The following is a 17,425-nucleotide window of genomic DNA, read 5'->3' as shown; positions in this document are numbered from 1 at the left end:
CATTATTTGTAAACAACAAAATCCTTTATTAAGAAAGATTAATATGCAGTTTAATTGACCTAGATCAAACTTAGGCGTATCTCTTAATTAACAGCAAGACCGCTGTATCTGTGTCAAATCCAACCTCAGGGTGAAGTATTATGAATGCATTAATCGAGATAGAAGCCACCGAATTCAGCCAATTGTTCAAGAGTGGCGACATGCTGGGAATTAGGATGTTTATGGAACATGTGCGCATGCCACTGGATGTTCAAGACAAGATTTATGACGAAATTTCTGCGCTTCAGCAATTAGAACAAAACCAAATTGCCAAGCTCATTGAAACCCACGCCCATTCCCAAATTCATGAACGCCTAGCTTATTAGCCTTCCATTCAATGAAAAATTTAACTATGCCCAACTGCAGCTTCTGGCGGTTCATTCAACAGAAGCTGTCTAACCCACCCACTCTCCATCACACAGAATCAAATTTCAGCCAAAAAATAAGGCCAAACACCTGAGTATTTGACCTTAATGAACTAGCTAGTTTCAGATTTTAACCACAGCCTTAGCTCGGTTTTTCTTCCGTTAAGCCTATGCTATTCATCCAGTAATCGAAATCCACCATATTACCCGGCAATACGACTCGACTATTCTTCTGGCTTAAGCCATCGAGCTGTTTAAAGTATTGCTCACCGAGTTGCATCCGCAGGGCATTGTGACCACCCGGCGCGGCAATAACAGAGGCGAGACGTTCAATCGATTCTGCCGTTGCGCGGGAAATGGTTAAAATTTCCTCAGCCTTACCTTCGGCTTCGTTAATCCGGCGCTGCATCTCACCTTCAGAACGGTTTACCGTTTCAGCTTTAACCCCTTCAGAACGGTTAATTTTACTCTGTTTGTCACCTTCACTCTTAGCCAATAATGCACGGCGCTCACGCTCGGCATTTACTTGCATTTCCATGGCATTTTTAACGGTTTCAGGTGGTGTGATATTTTTTATTTCATAACGATGCACACGTATTCCCCACATGGCACCCGCTTGATCTAAGACTTGCACTACCTTGGCTGAAATCACATCACGCTCTTCAAACGTACGATCAAGATCAAGTGTCCCAATGACAGAGCGCGTCGTCGTTTGCGCCAACTGAATTGCTGCATAACGATAATCGGTAATACCATAGCTGGCCTTCACTGGGTCAGTCACAGAGATATAAATCACCCCATCCACTTCAACGTTTACTTCGTCGCTCGAGAAACATTCCTGCGGTGGTACGTCAATGGTTTCTTCTTTCAAATCATGAATAAAAGCCACTTTATCCACAAAGGGGATCAAAGTATGGAACCCCGCATCTAACGTACTGTGATACTTACCTAAACGCTCAACAATAAAAGCCGATTTAGTGGGTACTAGGCGGATCGATTGAAATAGTTTAATCACAAAAATGGCAAATATCAGGCCCCAAATCGCCATCACAATCAAATCTGTATCTACTGGAATATTCATTATCGCGCTCCTTTGCCAAGATTATTCTGGCCACTCATAGTCTGAGTGACTTGCTCCATGCCTTCGAAGAAACCTTCAAGTTTTGCCATTTCAGCGGGAACAACAGAGACTTGTGCATCATTGAGGATCTTACCAACTTGAGCAATAAACTGTTCTTTTAATAGCATATTCATCGCATCTGTACCGCCATTGACGGCTAATGCTTGCGAGATCATTGCCATACCTTCGGATTTTGCTTTGGCTATGATAGCGATCTCCTGACCTGTACCTTTAGCTTCATTAATCCGTTTCTGTTTTTGACCTTCTGACAGGTTAATGGCCTCTTGGCGCTCACCTTCAGACATATTGATCATCGCGGCTTTTTCGGCATTCGCTAAGGTAATTTCGGCACGTTTACGGCGTTCAGCTTCCATCTGCTTCTCAAGAGTGTGGATCACATGGCGTGAAGGCGTGATATTACGAATTTCATAGCGCAATACCTTGATTCCCCATGGCTCGGAAGCCTTATCTATTTCCCGCACTATTGATTCATTTAAGCTATCACGCTCAGAGAAAGTCTCACTCAAACTCAGCTTACCGATTTCAGATCGCATAGTGGTCTGGGCTAAATTCACCGCTGCTTTACGGTAGTTTTCAATGCCATAACTCGCCAATTTGCCATCCATCACTTTTAGGTAGACCAAGCCGTCCACTTCAAGTTGAGTGTTATCTTTGGAGATACAACTCTGTGGCGGCACATCTAATACTTGCTCACGGGTATCGTGACGGTAGGAGACGCGATCGAAAAAAGGGATCAAAAAATGAAATCCAGGGCTTAATACTGCGCGGAATTTGCCAAGACGCTCAATGACATGCACTTCACGCATCGGCACAATTAACATCAACTTATAAAGAATAAAAAAGATAAATAAAATGACTAAGGTAAATACAAACATAGATTCCATCCTTTAGTTTTTGGAAGCTTCTATTGAAATAGGCTCAACGACTAGAGCGATATTTTCACGACAAATAATTCTGACTTCGGTACCCGCCTCAATAATGCTGCCATCGCCAAGCGCTGGCCATTCACTACCTTGAAACTCCACCCGCCCGGGTATTTGCCCAGGACCTATGGTCTGCTTTACGCGAACAATTTGATTGTATAGTTCGATTGCTTCATCCGTGTTATCCACATGGGAATCACCACCAACGAGCCTCTGAGTGACTTGTCTGAAAGCCAATAACAACACAATGGCAGAGATAAACCACAGGGTCATGCTCTGCACGACACCTTCGACCAGTCCTATGCCTAACGCACCTGCCACGACTAAACAAGCCGCACCCAGCAACACTATTATGCCACCTGGAACCACTATTTCGGCGAGCATTAACACTAAACCAATCACTGCCCACACTAAAATCGGATTTGAAAACTCCATATTTCCCCCTGAAATGAGAGTGTCCTTTACTGCACTATAACAGCAGAGTTTCGGATAATCGACATAATATGTCAAAATTTACCCTGTCAAAACGCACACTCAATCACCGATGACTTAATCCTCATTCTCCCATATCCGCCCACGAAAGCCGTCAGGTTGTTTTAAAATTAAGCATAATCAATTCAAAAAGATAGCAAGCCCCAATCCACAAACAGTGCAATAACAACAAAAAACATTAAAAATCAATTATCTAAAAATAAAATTCCTCACTAATGATTATGTGATTTTGACAACAACATTCGATAAAAACTTTGAATAAATGTAAATTTTTGCATATATTGCCCCCACTTTTGAGCAAGTCCTTTGACGTACACTCGCGCTAGGTTTGAACTTACCCATCAAACCATGCCATAGGTCAGAGAGCGGATTGAGTAAGACACGAATTAACTTCGACCTATACAACAGGAAATAACAATGAAAAAAACATGCCTATGCCTAGCACTAATGCTTTCTCCTCAAGCATTTGCGGGTGACTTAGTACAGTGGTGGGATTTCAGTGCAACAGCCCTCTATGGCGAAGACTACGATTTAGCGCCATCGGATAAACAAGCCACTATCACCCTAGAAACGGCTGGCGGCTGGAAATACGGTGATTGGTTTGCCTTCCAAGATTTTATCTATTTCAAAGGTAACGATACAGGCATGGAAAGCACTACCTATGGTGAAATTTCGCCACGTTTCAGTGCCAGTAAAATTCTTGGCGAGAAAATCGCCTTTGGCCCAATAACAGACTTGTCTCTAGCGTTAACCTATGAAGAAGGTGAAGGCCCAGTCCACAGCTTACTTTACGGTTTAGGGGTTGACGTAGCAGTACCATACTTCACTTATCTTAACTTTAATACCTATCGCCGCGATGGTATGAGCACTGGTAACAATAGTGACGGCTGGCAGTTCACTCCTGTATTTCGTATCGATATCCCAGTTGGATCTGCCAACATAGTACTCGATGGCTTTATCGACTGGGTATTTGCCACCGACGATAACGGCTACGAGGAGAACTTCCACTTCAACCCACAGCTGAAATACGATCTTGGTAAGAGTCTGTTCGGGGATCATCAAGCCAATAAATTATTGGTGGGTATCGAATATGATTTGTGGACCAACAAATACGGTGTGAAAGGCGTCGATCAAGACACTTACTCTGTGATTGCCCAGTACCACTTCTAATCGGTATAGACACTATTTTGAAGTAACAAAAAAGGTGCCATTGGCACCTTTTTTAGTTTGTTCACTCACTTTGCAGGGGAGTGTCGCTTAGCGTAATAAAAATTAGGCTAACAGTTTTTTCGCTGCAGCAACCACGATAGAAACCGCGCTTACTTCGGTTTTCTTCATTGTGGCTTCATCAGGAATTTCTTGTTGGGTGCGGTTTACAATCACACCAGCAACACAGGCTGCACGCCAGCCTTGAGTGGCACACATAGTGAATAAGGTGGAAGACTCCATCTCATAGTTCAGTACGCCCATATCTTGCCATTCTTTCATTGAACCCGCGAAACGACGCGTTACACGGCCTGTGACAGTGTCATAACGCTCTTGGCCTGGGTAGAAAGTATCAGAAGAAGCTGTTACGCCAATGTGTGGCTCAACACCAGCATCGCGACACGCTGCAACCATAGCAGTGGTACATTCAAAGTTTGCAACCGCTGGATATTCCATAGGTGCAAAATGTAAGCTTGCGCCATCTAAACGCACTGAAGCTTGAGTCACAATCACATCACCCACATTAACATGAGGTTGGATTGCGCCTGTAGTCCCTACACGCAGGAAGGTATTCACACCTAATTGTGCAAGTTCTTCTACTGCGATAGAAGTAGATGGACCACCGATACCAGTTGAACACACTACTACTGGCTTGCCATCGGCATACGCTAAATAGCTTGTATACTCGCGGTGGCTAGCAAGAAACGTCGCATTATCCATTAGTTCGGCAATACGTTTTACACGCTCTGGATCACCAGGAACGATTGCTAAGGTTGCACCATCGAGCATCGCTTTGGTCAAACCTAAATGAAATACATCAGCCATTGTGAAAACCCCTTTCATTTTTGATAATTAAATTCTTATAAAATCGACTTTAACCTAGTATCGAAGCGGTGAAGGTTAACTTGATCACAGAATTATCGGCAAGAAGTAATTGTTTAGTCGTAATGAAATTACCAACTACACCAGCATCTGCTCACAAGATAGCAAATTTGCCCATATTTCGAATGTCAGTCTGATTTATACCAAACAAAGTGTGAACCAGATCCTGAACTCATGCCAGAGTCTGTGGCAACAAATGCCTAAGACACTGATTTAAAATAGATTAAAATAAATCATCCATTAGTATTAATCTAAGTGACCGCTAAAAGTGATCTAAGTCACGTTTAACGACTTGGTATAAGGTTAGGGTTAAGGCGTAACCTGAAGTGTAGTAAATGACGACAAGGAGAATGCCGATGTTTCCAGAGTACAGAGAATTAATTTCCACCCTGAAAACCCAAGATGCTCATTTTCAACGTAAGTTTAATGAGCATAATCAGTTAGACGAGGAAATCAAACAACTGGAAAAACGTGTCGCCAGTGATTTCAATCCCACTGTGAAAGAACTCAAAAGCAGAAAGTTACATTTAAAAGAGGAAATTTATCAGATCCTCAAATCCCACGAGTAATCCCGCTACTACTCTAAAGACAAATAAGGGCGCCTAAGCGCCCTTATTAATGTCACCACAATCGCTTACAGATAGTAATCCTTCAGCGGTGGGAAACCATTAAAGCATACTGCTGAATACGTCGTCGTATAAGCACCTGCGGTTAACCAATACATACGATCGCCAATGGCTAAGTCATTTGGTAAGCCATAGCTATATTGCTCATACATGATATCTGCACTGTCACAGGTTGGGCCGGCAATCACGCATTTATCCAGCTCGCCTTGACGCTCAGTATAAATCGGGAACTTAATCGCCTCGTCCATCGTTTCAATCAAGCCAGAGAATTTACCCACATCGGTAAACACCCAACGCTCTAACGCTGTGTAAGATTTTTTGCTGATCAGTACCACTTCAGACACTAAAATCCCCGCGTTAGAGATCAACGAACGACCTGGTTCCAAAATAATTTGTGGTAAATCATCACCAAAATCTTCCTTCAGGAAGTGAGTGATTTGCTCGGCATAAACACCCAATTGATTGGTTTTATCAATATAGTTAGCAGGGAAACCGCCGCCCATATTGATCATCTTCAGGGTGATATTGTGCTCATCACGCAGACGGTCAAAAATACTTTTCACTTTACCAATAGCGGAATCCCAAGCACCTATGTCACGTTGCTGAGAACCCACATGGAAAGAAATACCGAAAGGTTCTAAGCCTAATTCCTGTGCCAATACTAATAGCTCATAGGCCATTTCGTTTTGGCAGCCGAATTTACGGGATAACGGCCAATCAGCGGTATCTGTACCTTCGGTCAGAATGCGCACATAAATACGTGAACCCGGCGCTTCTTCAGCGATCATTCGCAAATCGGCTTCTGAGTCAGATGCATACATACGCACGCCACGCTCATAAAATGCACGCACATCTTGGCGCTTTTTAATGGTATTACCATAGCTGACTCGATCGGTTGTCACACCGACATTCATGACCATATCTAGCTCATAAATCGAGGCAATATCAAAGTTTGACCCTTTATCTTTTAGTAAAGATAAGATCTCGGCCGCAGGGTTTGCCTTAACTGCATAATAAACGTTGGCGTAAGGAAAACTATTAACCATGTCATCGTATTGTTTCGCTATGATACTGGTATCGATCACAACGAACGGGGTTGCTTTGTCTTTGGCAAACGCTTCAATACGCTTGAATGTGTCCATATCATAATAGTCAGCAACATCAATAGATTGAAATTGGCTCATTGGGCCAGAGTCTCCTTTGGGTCAGATAGATAACAGTAAGTGTGATGTATTAAAAACGTGCGCAGTAAACGATATTTTTTCGCTTTACGCAACGAATTTTTATGCTGAATTAATAACTTTTTATTCTCTATTTCTTTAAGGAACTGAACCATCAGAAAAAGGCGCTATAAAACAAATAATTATGCACACAAACCCTAAGGTAAATTTGTGTGCATTATCAGAATAAAAAGTGAATTATTTACGACGTTATCGGAAGGGAGATGGATAGACTGGCTGGAGCCAAAATATCCATCTAAAAACAGTTATCTTGAAGTAACAATCACACAGTGAAAAGAAGACTAATGGATGCCTTAAAATACGTCCGTTAAATCGAGTCGTTACTGCGGCTGATTGAGTTTTGCGAGAGCTTGGTTCAAGGCTTCACTGGAATCAAAATAGGCAATGTCCAAAATGTTACGCTGCTTGAGCAATATCATAGTGGCCATATCTTTGTTATCAGGTAATAAACGACTGATCTCACCATCCCTATCTAACCCAATCGCAAAAGGTAAATCTTGCATCTGTGGCACAGCCACAAATTTAGCGATCAAAGAAGGCATACCACTGATATCGGCAACATAAACTAAACCCGTTGGCATTTGAGTCGCGCTCAAGGGGGTAAGTGCATCCTTAATCACATCACCGCCTTTCATGCTGCGACTAAAGAGCAGCACTTGAGTCTCATCAGTCACATTAATGGTTTTATCATTTTGGTCGAGAAGTGAAATGGGATTTATCGCATCTCCGGCAATATAACTCGCAGCATACGCCCAGATTGGGGTTAACAGACAAGACAAACATAACAACAGCGTTTTCATAAACACTCGACTCCATTATTGGATAGGCGAACAGCATACCTGACTCCCCCTATCGACTCATTAAACCAACCACGATTACATGATACGCTTCACACATGAAGGGCGAAAAGTATTTGGTGAAATTTCTACGCTATAATCGCACAGTTAATTTTATTACAAGGATATCATAATGATAACACCTGGACTCGATCAAGAATTGCAGCAACTACAAGGCGTTTATCAACTCATCACCGAGTTTCTAGTCACCTACAGCTTTCAACTCGTAGGTGCTTTGCTGATCTTTTTGTTAGGTTTATGGGTAGCCAGTAAAGTATCACGCTTAGTCGCTAAGCAATTCGACAAACACAATATCGATATCACCCTAAGCAATTTTGTCAGCAATCTTATCCGCATTCTGATCATAGTCATGGTCGGGATTATCGCCCTCGGCAAAATCGGCATCAGTATTACCCCTATGGTTGCAGCAATTGGTGCCGCCTCCCTCGGCGCAGGTTTAGCCTTACAAGGTATGCTAGCGAACTATGCCGCAGGCGTGACTATTATCGTCACCCGCCCTTTTGTGGTAGGCAATACTATTGAAATTAAAGGGGAAAGCGGCGTTGTTAAACGTATCCACTTAGGCATGACCATACTGACCAATGAGGAAGGTGAGCAAATCAGCATTCCTAATAAGCATATCGTCGGCGAAATTCTGCACAACTCCTTCAGCAATAAGCTAGTCGAAACCCAGTTCAATCTCAGTTACAACACAGATCCCGAACGAGCCATTAGTGTGATTACTGAGTTATTGAGCAATAATCCCTATGTTTATCAAGAGACCACACCTAATATTGGCATCAATGGTTTTAATGCTAATGGAATTGAAATGGGGGTTCGTTACTGGGTGCCCACACAAAGCTATTTTCAGCATAAATATAAGGTGAACCTCGCTCTTTATAACACCCTTAAGCAGGCGGGAATCGAGATTGCCTGCCCCATTAGGGAGATCCATCTGCAAGATAAATAACGCTAATACCCATGGGATTGGTAGGCTTAGTCGATCAGCCTAGCCCAAATTGTAAACTTGCATTCTTGTAAAAATTTACGTTTACTATACTCCCAAATATCGATAGTGATGGACTACTATGTTGTTGATACTCATAATTATTGCTTTTATTGTACTGTTTATTTTTTTCGCTAAATATCAAAAAAAACAAGTGCAAGCTAAAGCACTTGCCGCAGGTGATCCTACTGCGCTACTCAATCATGGCTTAACACTGATTAACCAAGGCGAAGTCAACTCTGGCCTAGATTATATTCAGCAGGCAGTCGATAAAGGCTTAGCCGTTGCCGCCATTGCTATGGCCGAACTTTATTCCGGTCGATTCCCACAAGTTCCCGCCGATCCCAAAGCATCTAACGATTGGTATAAAAAAGCCGCGGAAATAGAGCCTCAATATTTACCCATGCTCACACTACCTAATTTGCTCTCTTCTGAGTCGCAAACACTCGATGAGTTAATCGCACAGGCAGAACAGCTCAAACCTAATGCCGAAGCGGGGCAAGCCGAGTTTCAATATGAGCTTGCTTACTTGTATCTAAGCCAGCCCTTTCTCGATCCCGATGCTAGCCAAGCAATTTACTGGTTCGAAAAAGCCGCCGCACAAGAAAACCAAAGAGCCTATTACCATTTAGCCACACTCTACTGGCATGATGAGCGCGTCACTTCGGACTATATCAAAGCACGGGAATACTTTGAGAAATCCGCCGCCGCTGGTGATGAATTAGCAAAAGATGATCTAGGACATATGCTTGCTGCTGGCCAAGGTGGACCTAAAGATTTAGCGCGTGCAGAGGCATTACTTAGCGAGCGCGCCGCAGACGATGATTTCCGCCAGTATTATCTTGGTAAACGTTTCCTCTACGGTGAAGATTTGGCTGTCGACTATGACAAGGCGCGCCATTGGTTAAGCCAATCTGTCGCTAGAGGTAATGACTTCGCTAAGATTGAATTTGCTCATCTTTTACTGAAAGCGCCACAAAATGAGAGTGATTACCAACAGGCTAAAATTGACTTTGAAGAATTCGCACTTAAGTGGAATGAAGACGCACTGCTAGGCTTAGGCAAGATTTATGAGCAAGGTTTAGGCGTGAGTCGCCAACCGATTAAAGCGTTAATGTATTACCAGCTCGCGGCCATGAGCAATAGAGCCGATCATCTAAAAGAATTAGCCAGATTCAGTCAGCAACTAGGTACCTTAGAGATAAGAGAGGCTGAGCGTCTACGTGACAGTTTCTTGCATCAGCATCCAATCCCCGCTGAGCAACAACAATATTTTTATTTCTATAAGGCTGAATCATTTTTAAGTGATGAAAAACCCACTCAAGAGGCTCTACAAGCGGCAGAAGCTTGGTACGTCAAATCGGCAGAGCTAGGTCATGAAATTGCTATGCGGGAACTGGTCAATATTTACGGCGCAGAACAATTAAATAAACCTATACAAATGTTTATTTGGTCTAGTTTATTGCTACGTCATTTTGGTAAATACGGGATGAATAGCGCTCAACGACTCCATCAAAACACCGCAAAATCATGTTTAACCGAATCCGAACTTGCCTACGCCGAAACTCAAATTGAGGCTATTGAAACCCAATTAACGCCCTATCTTGAGTCGGATAGGTAAGTTTCCTAGCAGCGAATGAGCCCCAGAAAAGGTTTGGTCAGATTTAACAGACCAAACCGTTTGGTTACAAAATAGAGTGAATTTTTAATTACTTAAAAAGCACAGTGGATGTATAAGCACTACAATCAATTATTGACCAAACCTGCGCAGCTACACGACTCAAAAATAAAACCTAGTCGAATTAACTGTCCAGCCCGATAATTAAAACTGACCATTTTAATAGGCAAGATGTATGAGGCTGATACTGATCATTGTCATTTCATGCTTATTTCTGCCCCAAGCAAGGGCAGAAACCTCTGCCGTTGTCTGGCAAGCACACTGCCGCGATAGGCATCCTGTTATTTATGTCGAAAATGGTGAGTGCAAAGGCCCAGGTGCAGCTGTCATCAATGAAGTCATCGCCCGCCTAGGTCACAAGATAAATTGGAGTAATGTGCCTTGGGCACGCACAATTAAAGTGGCAGAAATGGGACAAGTCGACCTAATCCCTGTCCATTCGATGACACCAGAGCGCAACGATTTTCTAGACCCTATGCTACTGGGATACGACAAGCGCTACGTCTATTACTTTGCCCTTGCGAATAGACAACTTGAAGTCAAACATTTCGATGAACTAAAACCTCATATCATTGGCGCACTTAGAGGCGCTTTTTACTGTCCGCAGTTCAATGACAATCAAAACCAACTAAAAGTGTCTTTTGTTAATGATAACGGTCAGTTAATCAATATGTTGAAGGCTGAGCGTATCGATTTAGCCATCACCTCCGAACAGCATGAGATGCAATTTTTTGCTAAAGATCCCCAGCTTAAGCAGATGGCATACGTAGATATCAGCAAAAATGGCCGCTATTTCAGTATTCCGCTCATGTCGCCGCAGCATCAATATGCCAAGCAAGTTCACCAGATAGTCGACGACATGCGTACCTCAGGTGAAATTACTCAACTATTTAAATCCTACGGCGTCGAGCCTCCACTTAATCTCACTGAATCGCCCTTAGCGACTCACTAATCTGAATGCTGATAACCCAAAACTAACTTGGAATTAATTCGATCGAGCGGCTAAATGCCGTAACAAGGTCGCCAATGTTGGCGCAACTGCCTGATGGGAGGGATAACACAAACCAATACGACGGAACATTCTCGGACCATCAAATTTCACTTGCTTGAGCCTAGGCTCATCTTCAATCAAACCATCGGGTAAAAAACTCACGCCAAATCCGGCTAACACTAGCGACATCACTAGAGATTTTGACTCAGCCTTAGCGACCAAATTAAGCGACATATTGCTGCACGCCAATAAACCTATCGTTTGCTGATGGGCTTCACAGGGTGGGCACTCAATAAAGTCAAAGCCATTGAGCTGCTCGGGGCGTAGGTTATCTACTTGGGCGAGGGTATGATCCTTGGGGACGCAGAGCACATAATCCTCCTCCCACAGCGGAAAAAATACCTCATCTTCATGGCGCAAGCTGTCGATGCTTAAACGGCAATCTGCAGGGCTTTGATAGTCCACCAGTTCAAGATCTAGCTTATCAATGGCTTGATTCACCTGTTGTAAAAATCCTGCCAAACGCCGCTGGCTTAAATCTGGCATCACAGCCAAACGTAGCTTTTGCCGGCTTGCCTTCGCCATAAACAAGCTTGGTAACTTACTCGCCTCCTCGACTAATTTAACCGCCAAAGGGTATAGATAGTGCGCGCTGTCCAAGGGTTTAACGCCTTTTTTGCTGCGCTCAAATAACTGACCACCAAGCTCTTCTTCGAGTTGCTTTAACCCAGCAGACAGTGAAGGCTGGCTCACAAAGCAACGGTTAGCCGCCGAGGTAATATTGTTCTCTTCAAAAATTGCGATAAAGAAACGCAGCAAACGCAAATCGACCATTTAATCTTCTCCGACAACCGACGAGTTCAGCACAAATTTCAACAATAGTGCCATAGGCTGAGCCTATCATATCCAGCTGGAATAAGTATTTTTCGACTGAAAATCCCCAGCCTATACTGGTCAACAAGTTCAAGACGCCGAACAACAGTTTGTTTACGGCTTACATTGGCTCCAATTAATAGGAAATACTAATGAATCAAGTTACTAAATCACTGGTTGTCATCACAGGCGCTTCATCGGGTATTGGCGCCGCTATGGCTAAAAGCTTTAGCGCTGCAGGCCATCCGCTGCTATTACTGGCACGCCGAGTTGAAGCAATGCAAGCGCTTGAATTACCAAACAGCCTTTCTATCAGCGTCGATGTCACCGACGGCGCAGCTATTAAAACAGCCATAACCCAAGCAGAAGCGCAATTTGGCCCGGTCGGCTGTCTTATCAATAACGCGGGAATCATGCTACTGGGCCAAATCGATGTGCAAGATCCCAAGGAATGGAGCCGCATGCTCAATATCAATGTGATGGGCGTGCTTAATGGTATTCATGCGGTATTAGCCGACATGAAAGCTCGCAAAACTGGCACTATCATTAATGTCAGCTCTGTGGCGGGGCGTAAAACCTTTCCAAACCACGCCGCTTACTGCGCCACTAAATTTGCCGTGCACGCCTTAACAGAAAACATTCGTGAAGAAGTCGCCATGGATGACGTACGCCTTATCACTATCGCCCCCGGCGCAGTAGAAACCGAGTTGTTGAGCCATACCACCAGCGATGACATTAAAGCGGGTTACCATGACTGGAAAGAAGAAATGGGCGGCGTTATCGCCCCTGAAAACGTCGCCGCTGCTGCACTGTTTGCATGGCAACAACCGCAAAATGTGTGCGTACGCGAAATCGTTCTAGCACCAACTCGCCAGCAACCTTAATCCGTTCTGAGTCTACTTTTATCTAAGTTATCTTGCTTCGAAAGACAACCAAACCTATCCCCAAAATCAATAATGCCAGAGTCAACTCTGGCATTATTTACTTCCCAATAATGCCTGCCAAACAGCTGCTAAGTTTCAACATCACTACTTTAGTGAGTGCATATTTTACAAAGTGTTAGCTTAATCACAGTCCATTTTTTGTGCTTTAGGCGCAAAACTCGAAACTCAAAGTTATCAGAGCTAATTTAGCACGTAGACTAGTTGATTGTTTTTAAATAAGAAAAAAATAATCATACCGCTCTATAACATCATCAATTAGATTTTTATCAATGAACTTTTTATCAATTAGATTTTTTTAATGAAAGTGATATACCTCAAATTTACACACCGTAGGATTTGATAAATTAATTTACAAAGTGGAATCAATAAAAACACTTAACCAACAAATAAATGTAAATGATCACAAAAAGTAAGGAATGAGATGATGAAAACGTCAACTAAGATAGCAATTGCCATGGCAGTGATCGGCAGCTTGAGTATTAATGCGTATGCCGCAGAGGGAGGTAATCCAAAGAAAGGTAAACATTTGTACAAAAAAGAATGCAAAGCCTGCCATAGCCAAGGCGGTGAAGGTGGTGAACTCACGCCAATGGCCAAAACGATGAGCCAGTGGGATCGCTTCTTTGATAAAGATAAGCACAAATTCAAACCAGAGGTATTCAATGGCCTCTCGGAGCAAGACCTCAAGGATATACAGCAATTTTTGTATGACCACGCCGCCGACTCGGACCAACCCCAAACCTGCGGTTGATCTCTGCCAACGTTATGGCCTAAGACAATGGTAGAGAGCCCCCTGCAACTGCTCACTAAAACATTGAATTAAAAATTAAAAACCCAATTCGAGAAAAATGGGGAACACACCTCAGGGACTCCTATTGGGTAAATTTGGCGAAATGCACTTAGCGCAATCATGCCAACAGAACAACTCTGGGAGAAACCTTATGCGTACTCTTATCTCAATCCTCGTTGCCAATGCCTTGTTTATGTCAGGCCAATCTTTTGCTACACCTAATGATGTGCAACAGGAAAATCAAAAAATTACCGAGTTAAAACAGAAGCTTGCCGATATTACCGAGCAATTGGATGATCTCAATAATCGCGTCGACAAAACCGAGCGGCACACATCGTTAGACCGCCTTGAAATTACAGGTGATTTCCGCACTAAAGCTCATTCACTACATTACCGCGATGTTGTCTGGAATCCTGCCATCAAAGTCAATTTCAACGACTTTGGTGCCAAAGCCATGTCCGGCGCTTTCGGTATGCCCAACGATCTCAACTCCCCACTAGGGAAAATGATGCAAGCTAATCCAGACCTTGCTGCAGCCTTCCAAAATGGCATGTTACAGGGCGTGATGCCCTATGTGCTCGCGCCCAAAAGTGTACAGGACATAGATAACGATATTTTTTACACCACTCGCCTGCGGTTAAATCTGAAAGCTAAGGTATGGGATAACGTCAGTTTTGCTGGCCGCCTCAGTATGTATAAAAACTGGGGTGATTCTACCGGAGTTCAAGTATTTGATTCTTGGCGGTCTTTCACTATGGATGGTACCAGTAGCGGCAATACCAGTGGTGACTGGTTGCGGGTTGAACGCGCCTATTTCGATTGGAAAAACATTAATGGATCAGAGTTTTATCTTTCCATAGGTCGTCGCCCTTCCACCTATGGTCCACCCAGTCACTACCGCGAGAATGAAATGCGTGGCGGCACACCTTCAGGACATTTAGTCAACTTCAACTTCGATGGCGCCACCTTAGGCTACAACCTAGGCGAAATCACAGGTATCGAAGGCCAAGTCGTCCGTTTCTGTTACGGCCAAGGCTTTGAATCACAATGGGGAAATGGCGAGATGTTTGGTGATATTGTCACCAAGGATACTCACCTTGGTGGCTTTAATATCGATGCGATCAACGATGGCACCAACTTCCTCCAGTTCACCCTGTTTGGCGCCAAAGACGTGAACGACGGCTTTAAAGGCACCATGGCCTTCCCTACCCAACTGGCAGGGATTTTTGCCCCCACCATGTACCAAGATATGCAAAAGTTCGACAACTTTAACTTTGTCACCCGAGTGCAACCTAGCGGCGTAATTGGTGATATGTACCTCGGCGGTATTGGCTTTGCGCGTGAAGAAGCTAACGATATCAAATGGTTTGCCTCACTAGGCTGGACACGCGCCGAGCCTAATGGCAATGCTGGCATGTTTGGCGGCATGTTATCCGATGCCATATTTGAAGCCGAGCTAAACAGCACCGGCACTGAGATTATTATGGTGCCTAAAACCAGTGACGATACCGAAACCAAAGACGGTTATGGTATTTATGTCGGCGTACAAATTCCAGCTCCATACGGCAAATTGGGTCTGGAATATAACTATGGCTCCGAATATTGGACGCCTTTTACCCAGGCACAGGATGACCCTATTGGTAGTAAGTTAGCTACCCGAGGACATGTAGCAGAAGCCTATTACATCTTTGATATTAACCCCAAAATGTTTATCAAACTTGCTGGCCTCTATTACGACTACGAGTACACAGGCAGCGGTACACCTGTGGGTGCTCCACAAAAAATCGACGATGTGCTAGCTGGCTCTGCTTATTCCATGTTGCCAGTGGTTGATACCGCGTTTGATGTCAACGCCTCACTCACCATCAACTTCTAATCCGTCATTGATAACAACGATCAGCCCTCGGTTACATCGAGGGCGGGAGTACAAAATGAATAAGCTCATCCTCATTGCCTTAGCGGGCATGACATTAAATGCCTACGCCGCTAATCCCCATAAAGAGGCACTTAAAGGCCCGTTTACCACAGGCTCACAGGTGACCACACAATGTTTAGTCTGCCATGAAAATCAAGCGACTGACGTGATGAAAACCTCCCATTGGACTTGGGAGTTAGAACAAAAACTTCCCGATAGGACAGTCGTAAGAGGTAAGAAAAACAGCATTAATAACTTCTGCGTTGCCATTTCCAGCAATGAACCCCGCTGTACCAGTTGTCACGCGGGTTATGGTTGGAAAGACAGTAACTTTGACTTTAAAGATAAAACCAAAGTCGACTGCCTAGTTTGTCACGACACTACAGGAACTTATGTTAAAGATCCCGCTGGCGCAGGTGAACCTATGGCAAAGCTCGATCTGACTAAAATAGCTCAAAACGTTGGCGAACCTGTACGGGATAACTGCGGTAGTTGCCACTTCTATGGTGGCGGTGGTGACGCGGTAAAACATGGGGACTTAGACTCATCCATGTCTTATCCAGACAAAGCGACGGATGTGCATATGGATAGCGACGGTAATGACTTTCAATGTCAGAACTGCCACACCACTGAGAAACACATGATCTCAGGTAATGCTATGGGGGTTTCACCCGGTGGTGTCGACCATATTGGCTGTGAAAACTGCCACGAATCAGCGCCGCACGCGAACAAAAAACTCAATACTCATACAGCGGCAGTTGCCTGTCAAACCTGTCATATTCCGTATTTTGCTAAAAACGAACCGACAAAAATGCGCTGGGACTGGTCAACGGCTGGAGATGATAAAAAAGAAGCACTCGACCAATACGGTAAGCATACCTACCAAAAGAAAAAAGGAGATTTTGTTTGGGAAAAAATGGTCAAGCCCCAATACGCTTGGTACAACGGCACAGCCAATGCTTATATGGCTGGTGATAAAATGGATCCGAGTACAGTCACTAAATTGACCTATCCCATTGGCGACATAAATGATGTCAAAGCAAAAATCTATCCTTTCAAGGTGCACACGGGTAAACAGATTTACGATAAAAAACTCAATATTTTTATCACACCGAAAACCTATGGCAAAGGGGGATTCTGGAGCGAGTTTGATTGGAACTTAGCGGCAAAACTAGGAATGGAAGCGAACACGACTATGCTTGAGAAAGGTATCAAATACAGTGGTGAATATGACTTTGCAGCCACTGAAATGTGGTGGCGGATAAACCATATGGTGTCACCAAAGGAGCAAGCATTAAATTGTAACGACTGCCATAACAAAGGCACAAGACTCGATTGGCAAGCCCTAGGTTATCAAGGTGACCCGATGAAAAGTAAACAAGGGCCAAAACACAAACAGCCTTGATTAAATCGTTCACTGATTTGAGCATCACAGATATCTTACTTTTAGTAAGGCATCGAAGTGAACACAGCTGAT

Annotated in this window: 17 protein-coding genes; 10 read left to right on the top strand and 7 right to left on the bottom strand. The window is 43.7% G+C overall.

Annotation, left to right across the window (positions count from 1 at the left end; translation table 11 throughout):
* Window positions 1-140: 140 nt before the first annotated feature.
* The gene (locus AAA952_RS11145) at window positions 141-365 is read left to right on the top strand and encodes a hypothetical protein (protein ID WP_006083282.1); all 225 of its coding nucleotides are present in this window, start codon (window positions 141-143) and stop codon (window positions 363-365) included.
* A 181-nt stretch (window positions 366-546) separates the two neighbouring features.
* On the opposite strand, the gene AAA952_RS11140 is transcribed toward AAA952_RS11145, so the two are convergent.
* From AAA952_RS11140 to AAA952_RS11130, 3 genes are read right to left on the bottom strand one after another with little or no spacing between them, the layout of a single operon-like run.
* Entirely contained in the window at window positions 547-1,485 is a 939-nt protein-coding gene (locus AAA952_RS11140; protein WP_181800857.1) for an SPFH domain-containing protein, read from the bottom strand.
* A complete protein-coding gene (locus tag AAA952_RS11135; protein WP_105251260.1) occupies window positions 1,485-2,420 on the bottom strand; it encodes an SPFH domain-containing protein in 936 nt (311 codons plus the stop codon). Before AAA952_RS11135 ends, AAA952_RS11140 begins: the two co-directional genes overlap by 1 nt.
* A 12-nt stretch (window positions 2,421-2,432) precedes the next feature.
* Window positions 2,433-2,903 carry an NfeD family protein gene (locus AAA952_RS11130; RefSeq protein ID WP_338257025.1) on the bottom strand — a complete coding sequence of 157 codons (471 nt, stop codon included), beginning with the start codon at window positions 2,901-2,903 and terminating at the stop codon, window positions 2,433-2,435.
* Window positions 2,904-3,377: 474 nt separating this feature from the next.
* Between AAA952_RS11130 and AAA952_RS11125 the strand changes: the two genes are divergently transcribed.
* On the top strand, window positions 3,378-4,130 hold the full coding sequence (locus tag AAA952_RS11125; RefSeq protein ID WP_028759442.1) for an outer membrane protein OmpK: 753 nt from the start codon (window positions 3,378-3,380) through the stop codon (window positions 4,128-4,130).
* A 102-nt stretch (window positions 4,131-4,232) separates the two neighbouring features.
* Here the strand turns inward: AAA952_RS11125 and udp are convergent, their stop codons facing one another.
* Complete coding sequence (gene udp / locus AAA952_RS11120) at window positions 4,233-4,991, bottom strand: uridine phosphorylase (RefSeq protein WP_338257022.1); 759 nt, start codon at window positions 4,989-4,991, stop codon at window positions 4,233-4,235.
* A 413-nt stretch (window positions 4,992-5,404) separates the two neighbouring features.
* Between udp and AAA952_RS11115 the strand changes: the two genes are divergently transcribed.
* The gene (locus tag AAA952_RS11115) at window positions 5,405-5,617 is read left to right on the top strand and encodes a YdcH family protein (RefSeq protein WP_006083288.1); all 213 of its coding nucleotides are present in this window, start codon (window positions 5,405-5,407) and stop codon (window positions 5,615-5,617) included.
* Window positions 5,618-5,682: 65 nt separating this feature from the next.
* Here AAA952_RS11115 and AAA952_RS11110 read toward each other — a convergent pair whose 3' ends face one another.
* Both AAA952_RS11110 and AAA952_RS11105 read right to left on the bottom strand, forming a co-directional pair.
* Entirely contained in the window at window positions 5,683-6,858 is a 1,176-nt protein-coding gene (locus tag AAA952_RS11110; protein WP_338257020.1) for a type III PLP-dependent enzyme, read from the bottom strand.
* A 377-nt stretch (window positions 6,859-7,235) separates the two neighbouring features.
* Window positions 7,236-7,715, bottom strand: coding sequence for a hypothetical protein (locus tag AAA952_RS11105; protein WP_338257018.1), 480 nt, complete (start codon window positions 7,713-7,715; stop codon window positions 7,236-7,238).
* 169 nt (window positions 7,716-7,884) lie between these two features.
* Between AAA952_RS11105 and AAA952_RS11100 the strand changes: the two genes are divergently transcribed.
* From AAA952_RS11100 to AAA952_RS11090, 3 genes are all read left to right on the top strand, one after another.
* On the top strand, window positions 7,885-8,721 hold the full coding sequence (locus AAA952_RS11100; RefSeq protein WP_105251254.1) for a mechanosensitive ion channel family protein: 837 nt from the start codon (window positions 7,885-7,887) through the stop codon (window positions 8,719-8,721).
* A gap of 118 nt (window positions 8,722-8,839) precedes the next feature.
* A complete protein-coding gene (locus tag AAA952_RS11095; RefSeq protein ID WP_263178687.1) occupies window positions 8,840-10,378 on the top strand; it encodes a tetratricopeptide repeat protein in 1,539 nt (512 codons plus the stop codon).
* A 232-nt stretch (window positions 10,379-10,610) separates the two neighbouring features.
* The gene (locus AAA952_RS11090; protein WP_173247210.1) at window positions 10,611-11,387 is read left to right on the top strand and encodes a substrate-binding periplasmic protein; all 777 of its coding nucleotides are present in this window, start codon (window positions 10,611-10,613) and stop codon (window positions 11,385-11,387) included.
* A 33-nt stretch (window positions 11,388-11,420) separates the two neighbouring features.
* Here the strand turns inward: AAA952_RS11090 and AAA952_RS11085 are convergent, their stop codons facing one another.
* Window positions 11,421-12,260, bottom strand: a complete 840-nt coding sequence (locus tag AAA952_RS11085; protein ID WP_263142569.1) for a LysR family transcriptional regulator — start codon at window positions 12,258-12,260, stop codon at window positions 11,421-11,423.
* 191 nt (window positions 12,261-12,451) lie between these two features.
* Between AAA952_RS11085 and AAA952_RS11080 the strand changes: the two genes are divergently transcribed.
* The 4 genes from AAA952_RS11080 to AAA952_RS11065 all read left to right on the top strand — a co-directional run bounded on the left by AAA952_RS11080 (window position 12,452) and on the right by AAA952_RS11065 (window position 17,353).
* A complete protein-coding gene (locus tag AAA952_RS11080; RefSeq protein ID WP_263178689.1) occupies window positions 12,452-13,183 on the top strand; it encodes an SDR family oxidoreductase in 732 nt (243 codons plus the stop codon).
* A gap of 481 nt (window positions 13,184-13,664) precedes the next feature.
* A complete protein-coding gene (locus tag AAA952_RS11075) occupies window positions 13,665-13,994 on the top strand; it encodes a c-type cytochrome (protein ID WP_105251249.1) in 330 nt (109 codons plus the stop codon).
* Between the two features lie 190 nt (window positions 13,995-14,184).
* Complete coding sequence (locus AAA952_RS11070) at window positions 14,185-15,909, top strand: DUF3373 family protein (protein WP_338257009.1); 1,725 nt, start codon at window positions 14,185-14,187, stop codon at window positions 15,907-15,909.
* Between the two features lie 55 nt (window positions 15,910-15,964).
* Window positions 15,965-17,353: a tetrathionate reductase family octaheme c-type cytochrome gene (locus AAA952_RS11065; protein WP_338257007.1), complete on the top strand. Its 1,389-nt coding sequence runs from the start codon at window positions 15,965-15,967 to the stop codon at window positions 17,351-17,353.
* The last annotated feature ends 72 nt before the right edge of the window (window positions 17,354-17,425 follow it).

The organism is Shewanella sp. M-Br (genome assembly GCF_036245925.1).
In the GTDB taxonomy this organism is placed as follows: domain Bacteria; phylum Pseudomonadota; class Gammaproteobacteria; order Enterobacterales; family Shewanellaceae; genus Shewanella; species Shewanella oncorhynchi.
Note: the sequence above shows the minus strand (reverse complement) of the source record. Positions and strands in the feature narration are given on the sequence as shown.

What these genes read in the sequence shown, in the direction of transcription:
- AAA952_RS11145 (WP_006083282.1), top strand. Translation starts at nt 141, where the DNA reads ATGAATGCATTAATCGAGATAGAAGCCACCGAATTCAGCCAATTGTTC.
- AAA952_RS11140 (WP_181800857.1), bottom strand. Translation starts at nt 1,485, where the DNA reads ATGAATATTCCAGTAGATACAGATTTGATTGTGATGGCGATTTGGGGC.
- AAA952_RS11135 (WP_105251260.1), bottom strand. Translation starts at nt 2,420, where the DNA reads ATGTTTGTATTTACCTTAGTCATTTTATTTATCTTTTTTATTCTTTAT.
- AAA952_RS11130 (WP_338257025.1), bottom strand. Translation starts at nt 2,903, where the DNA reads ATGGAGTTTTCAAATCCGATTTTAGTGTGGGCAGTGATTGGTTTAGTG.
- AAA952_RS11125 (WP_028759442.1), top strand. Translation starts at nt 3,378, where the DNA reads ATGAAAAAAACATGCCTATGCCTAGCACTAATGCTTTCTCCTCAAGCA.
- udp (WP_338257022.1), bottom strand. Translation starts at nt 4,991, where the DNA reads ATGGCTGATGTATTTCATTTAGGTTTGACCAAAGCGATGCTCGATGGT.
- AAA952_RS11115 (WP_006083288.1), top strand. Translation starts at nt 5,405, where the DNA reads ATGTTTCCAGAGTACAGAGAATTAATTTCCACCCTGAAAACCCAAGAT.
- AAA952_RS11110 (WP_338257020.1), bottom strand. Translation starts at nt 6,858, where the DNA reads ATGAGCCAATTTCAATCTATTGATGTTGCTGACTATTATGATATGGAC.
- AAA952_RS11105 (WP_338257018.1), bottom strand. Translation starts at nt 7,715, where the DNA reads ATGAAAACGCTGTTGTTATGTTTGTCTTGTCTGTTAACCCCAATCTGG.
- AAA952_RS11100 (WP_105251254.1), top strand. Translation starts at nt 7,885, where the DNA reads ATGATAACACCTGGACTCGATCAAGAATTGCAGCAACTACAAGGCGTT.
- AAA952_RS11095 (WP_263178687.1), top strand. Translation starts at nt 8,840, where the DNA reads ATGTTGTTGATACTCATAATTATTGCTTTTATTGTACTGTTTATTTTT.
- AAA952_RS11090 (WP_173247210.1), top strand. Translation starts at nt 10,611, where the DNA reads ATGAGGCTGATACTGATCATTGTCATTTCATGCTTATTTCTGCCCCAA.
- AAA952_RS11085 (WP_263142569.1), bottom strand. Translation starts at nt 12,260, where the DNA reads ATGGTCGATTTGCGTTTGCTGCGTTTCTTTATCGCAATTTTTGAAGAG.
- AAA952_RS11080 (WP_263178689.1), top strand. Translation starts at nt 12,452, where the DNA reads ATGAATCAAGTTACTAAATCACTGGTTGTCATCACAGGCGCTTCATCG.
- AAA952_RS11075 (WP_105251249.1), top strand. Translation starts at nt 13,665, where the DNA reads ATGATGAAAACGTCAACTAAGATAGCAATTGCCATGGCAGTGATCGGC.
- AAA952_RS11070 (WP_338257009.1), top strand. Translation starts at nt 14,185, where the DNA reads ATGCGTACTCTTATCTCAATCCTCGTTGCCAATGCCTTGTTTATGTCA.
- AAA952_RS11065 (WP_338257007.1), top strand. Translation starts at nt 15,965, where the DNA reads ATGAATAAGCTCATCCTCATTGCCTTAGCGGGCATGACATTAAATGCC.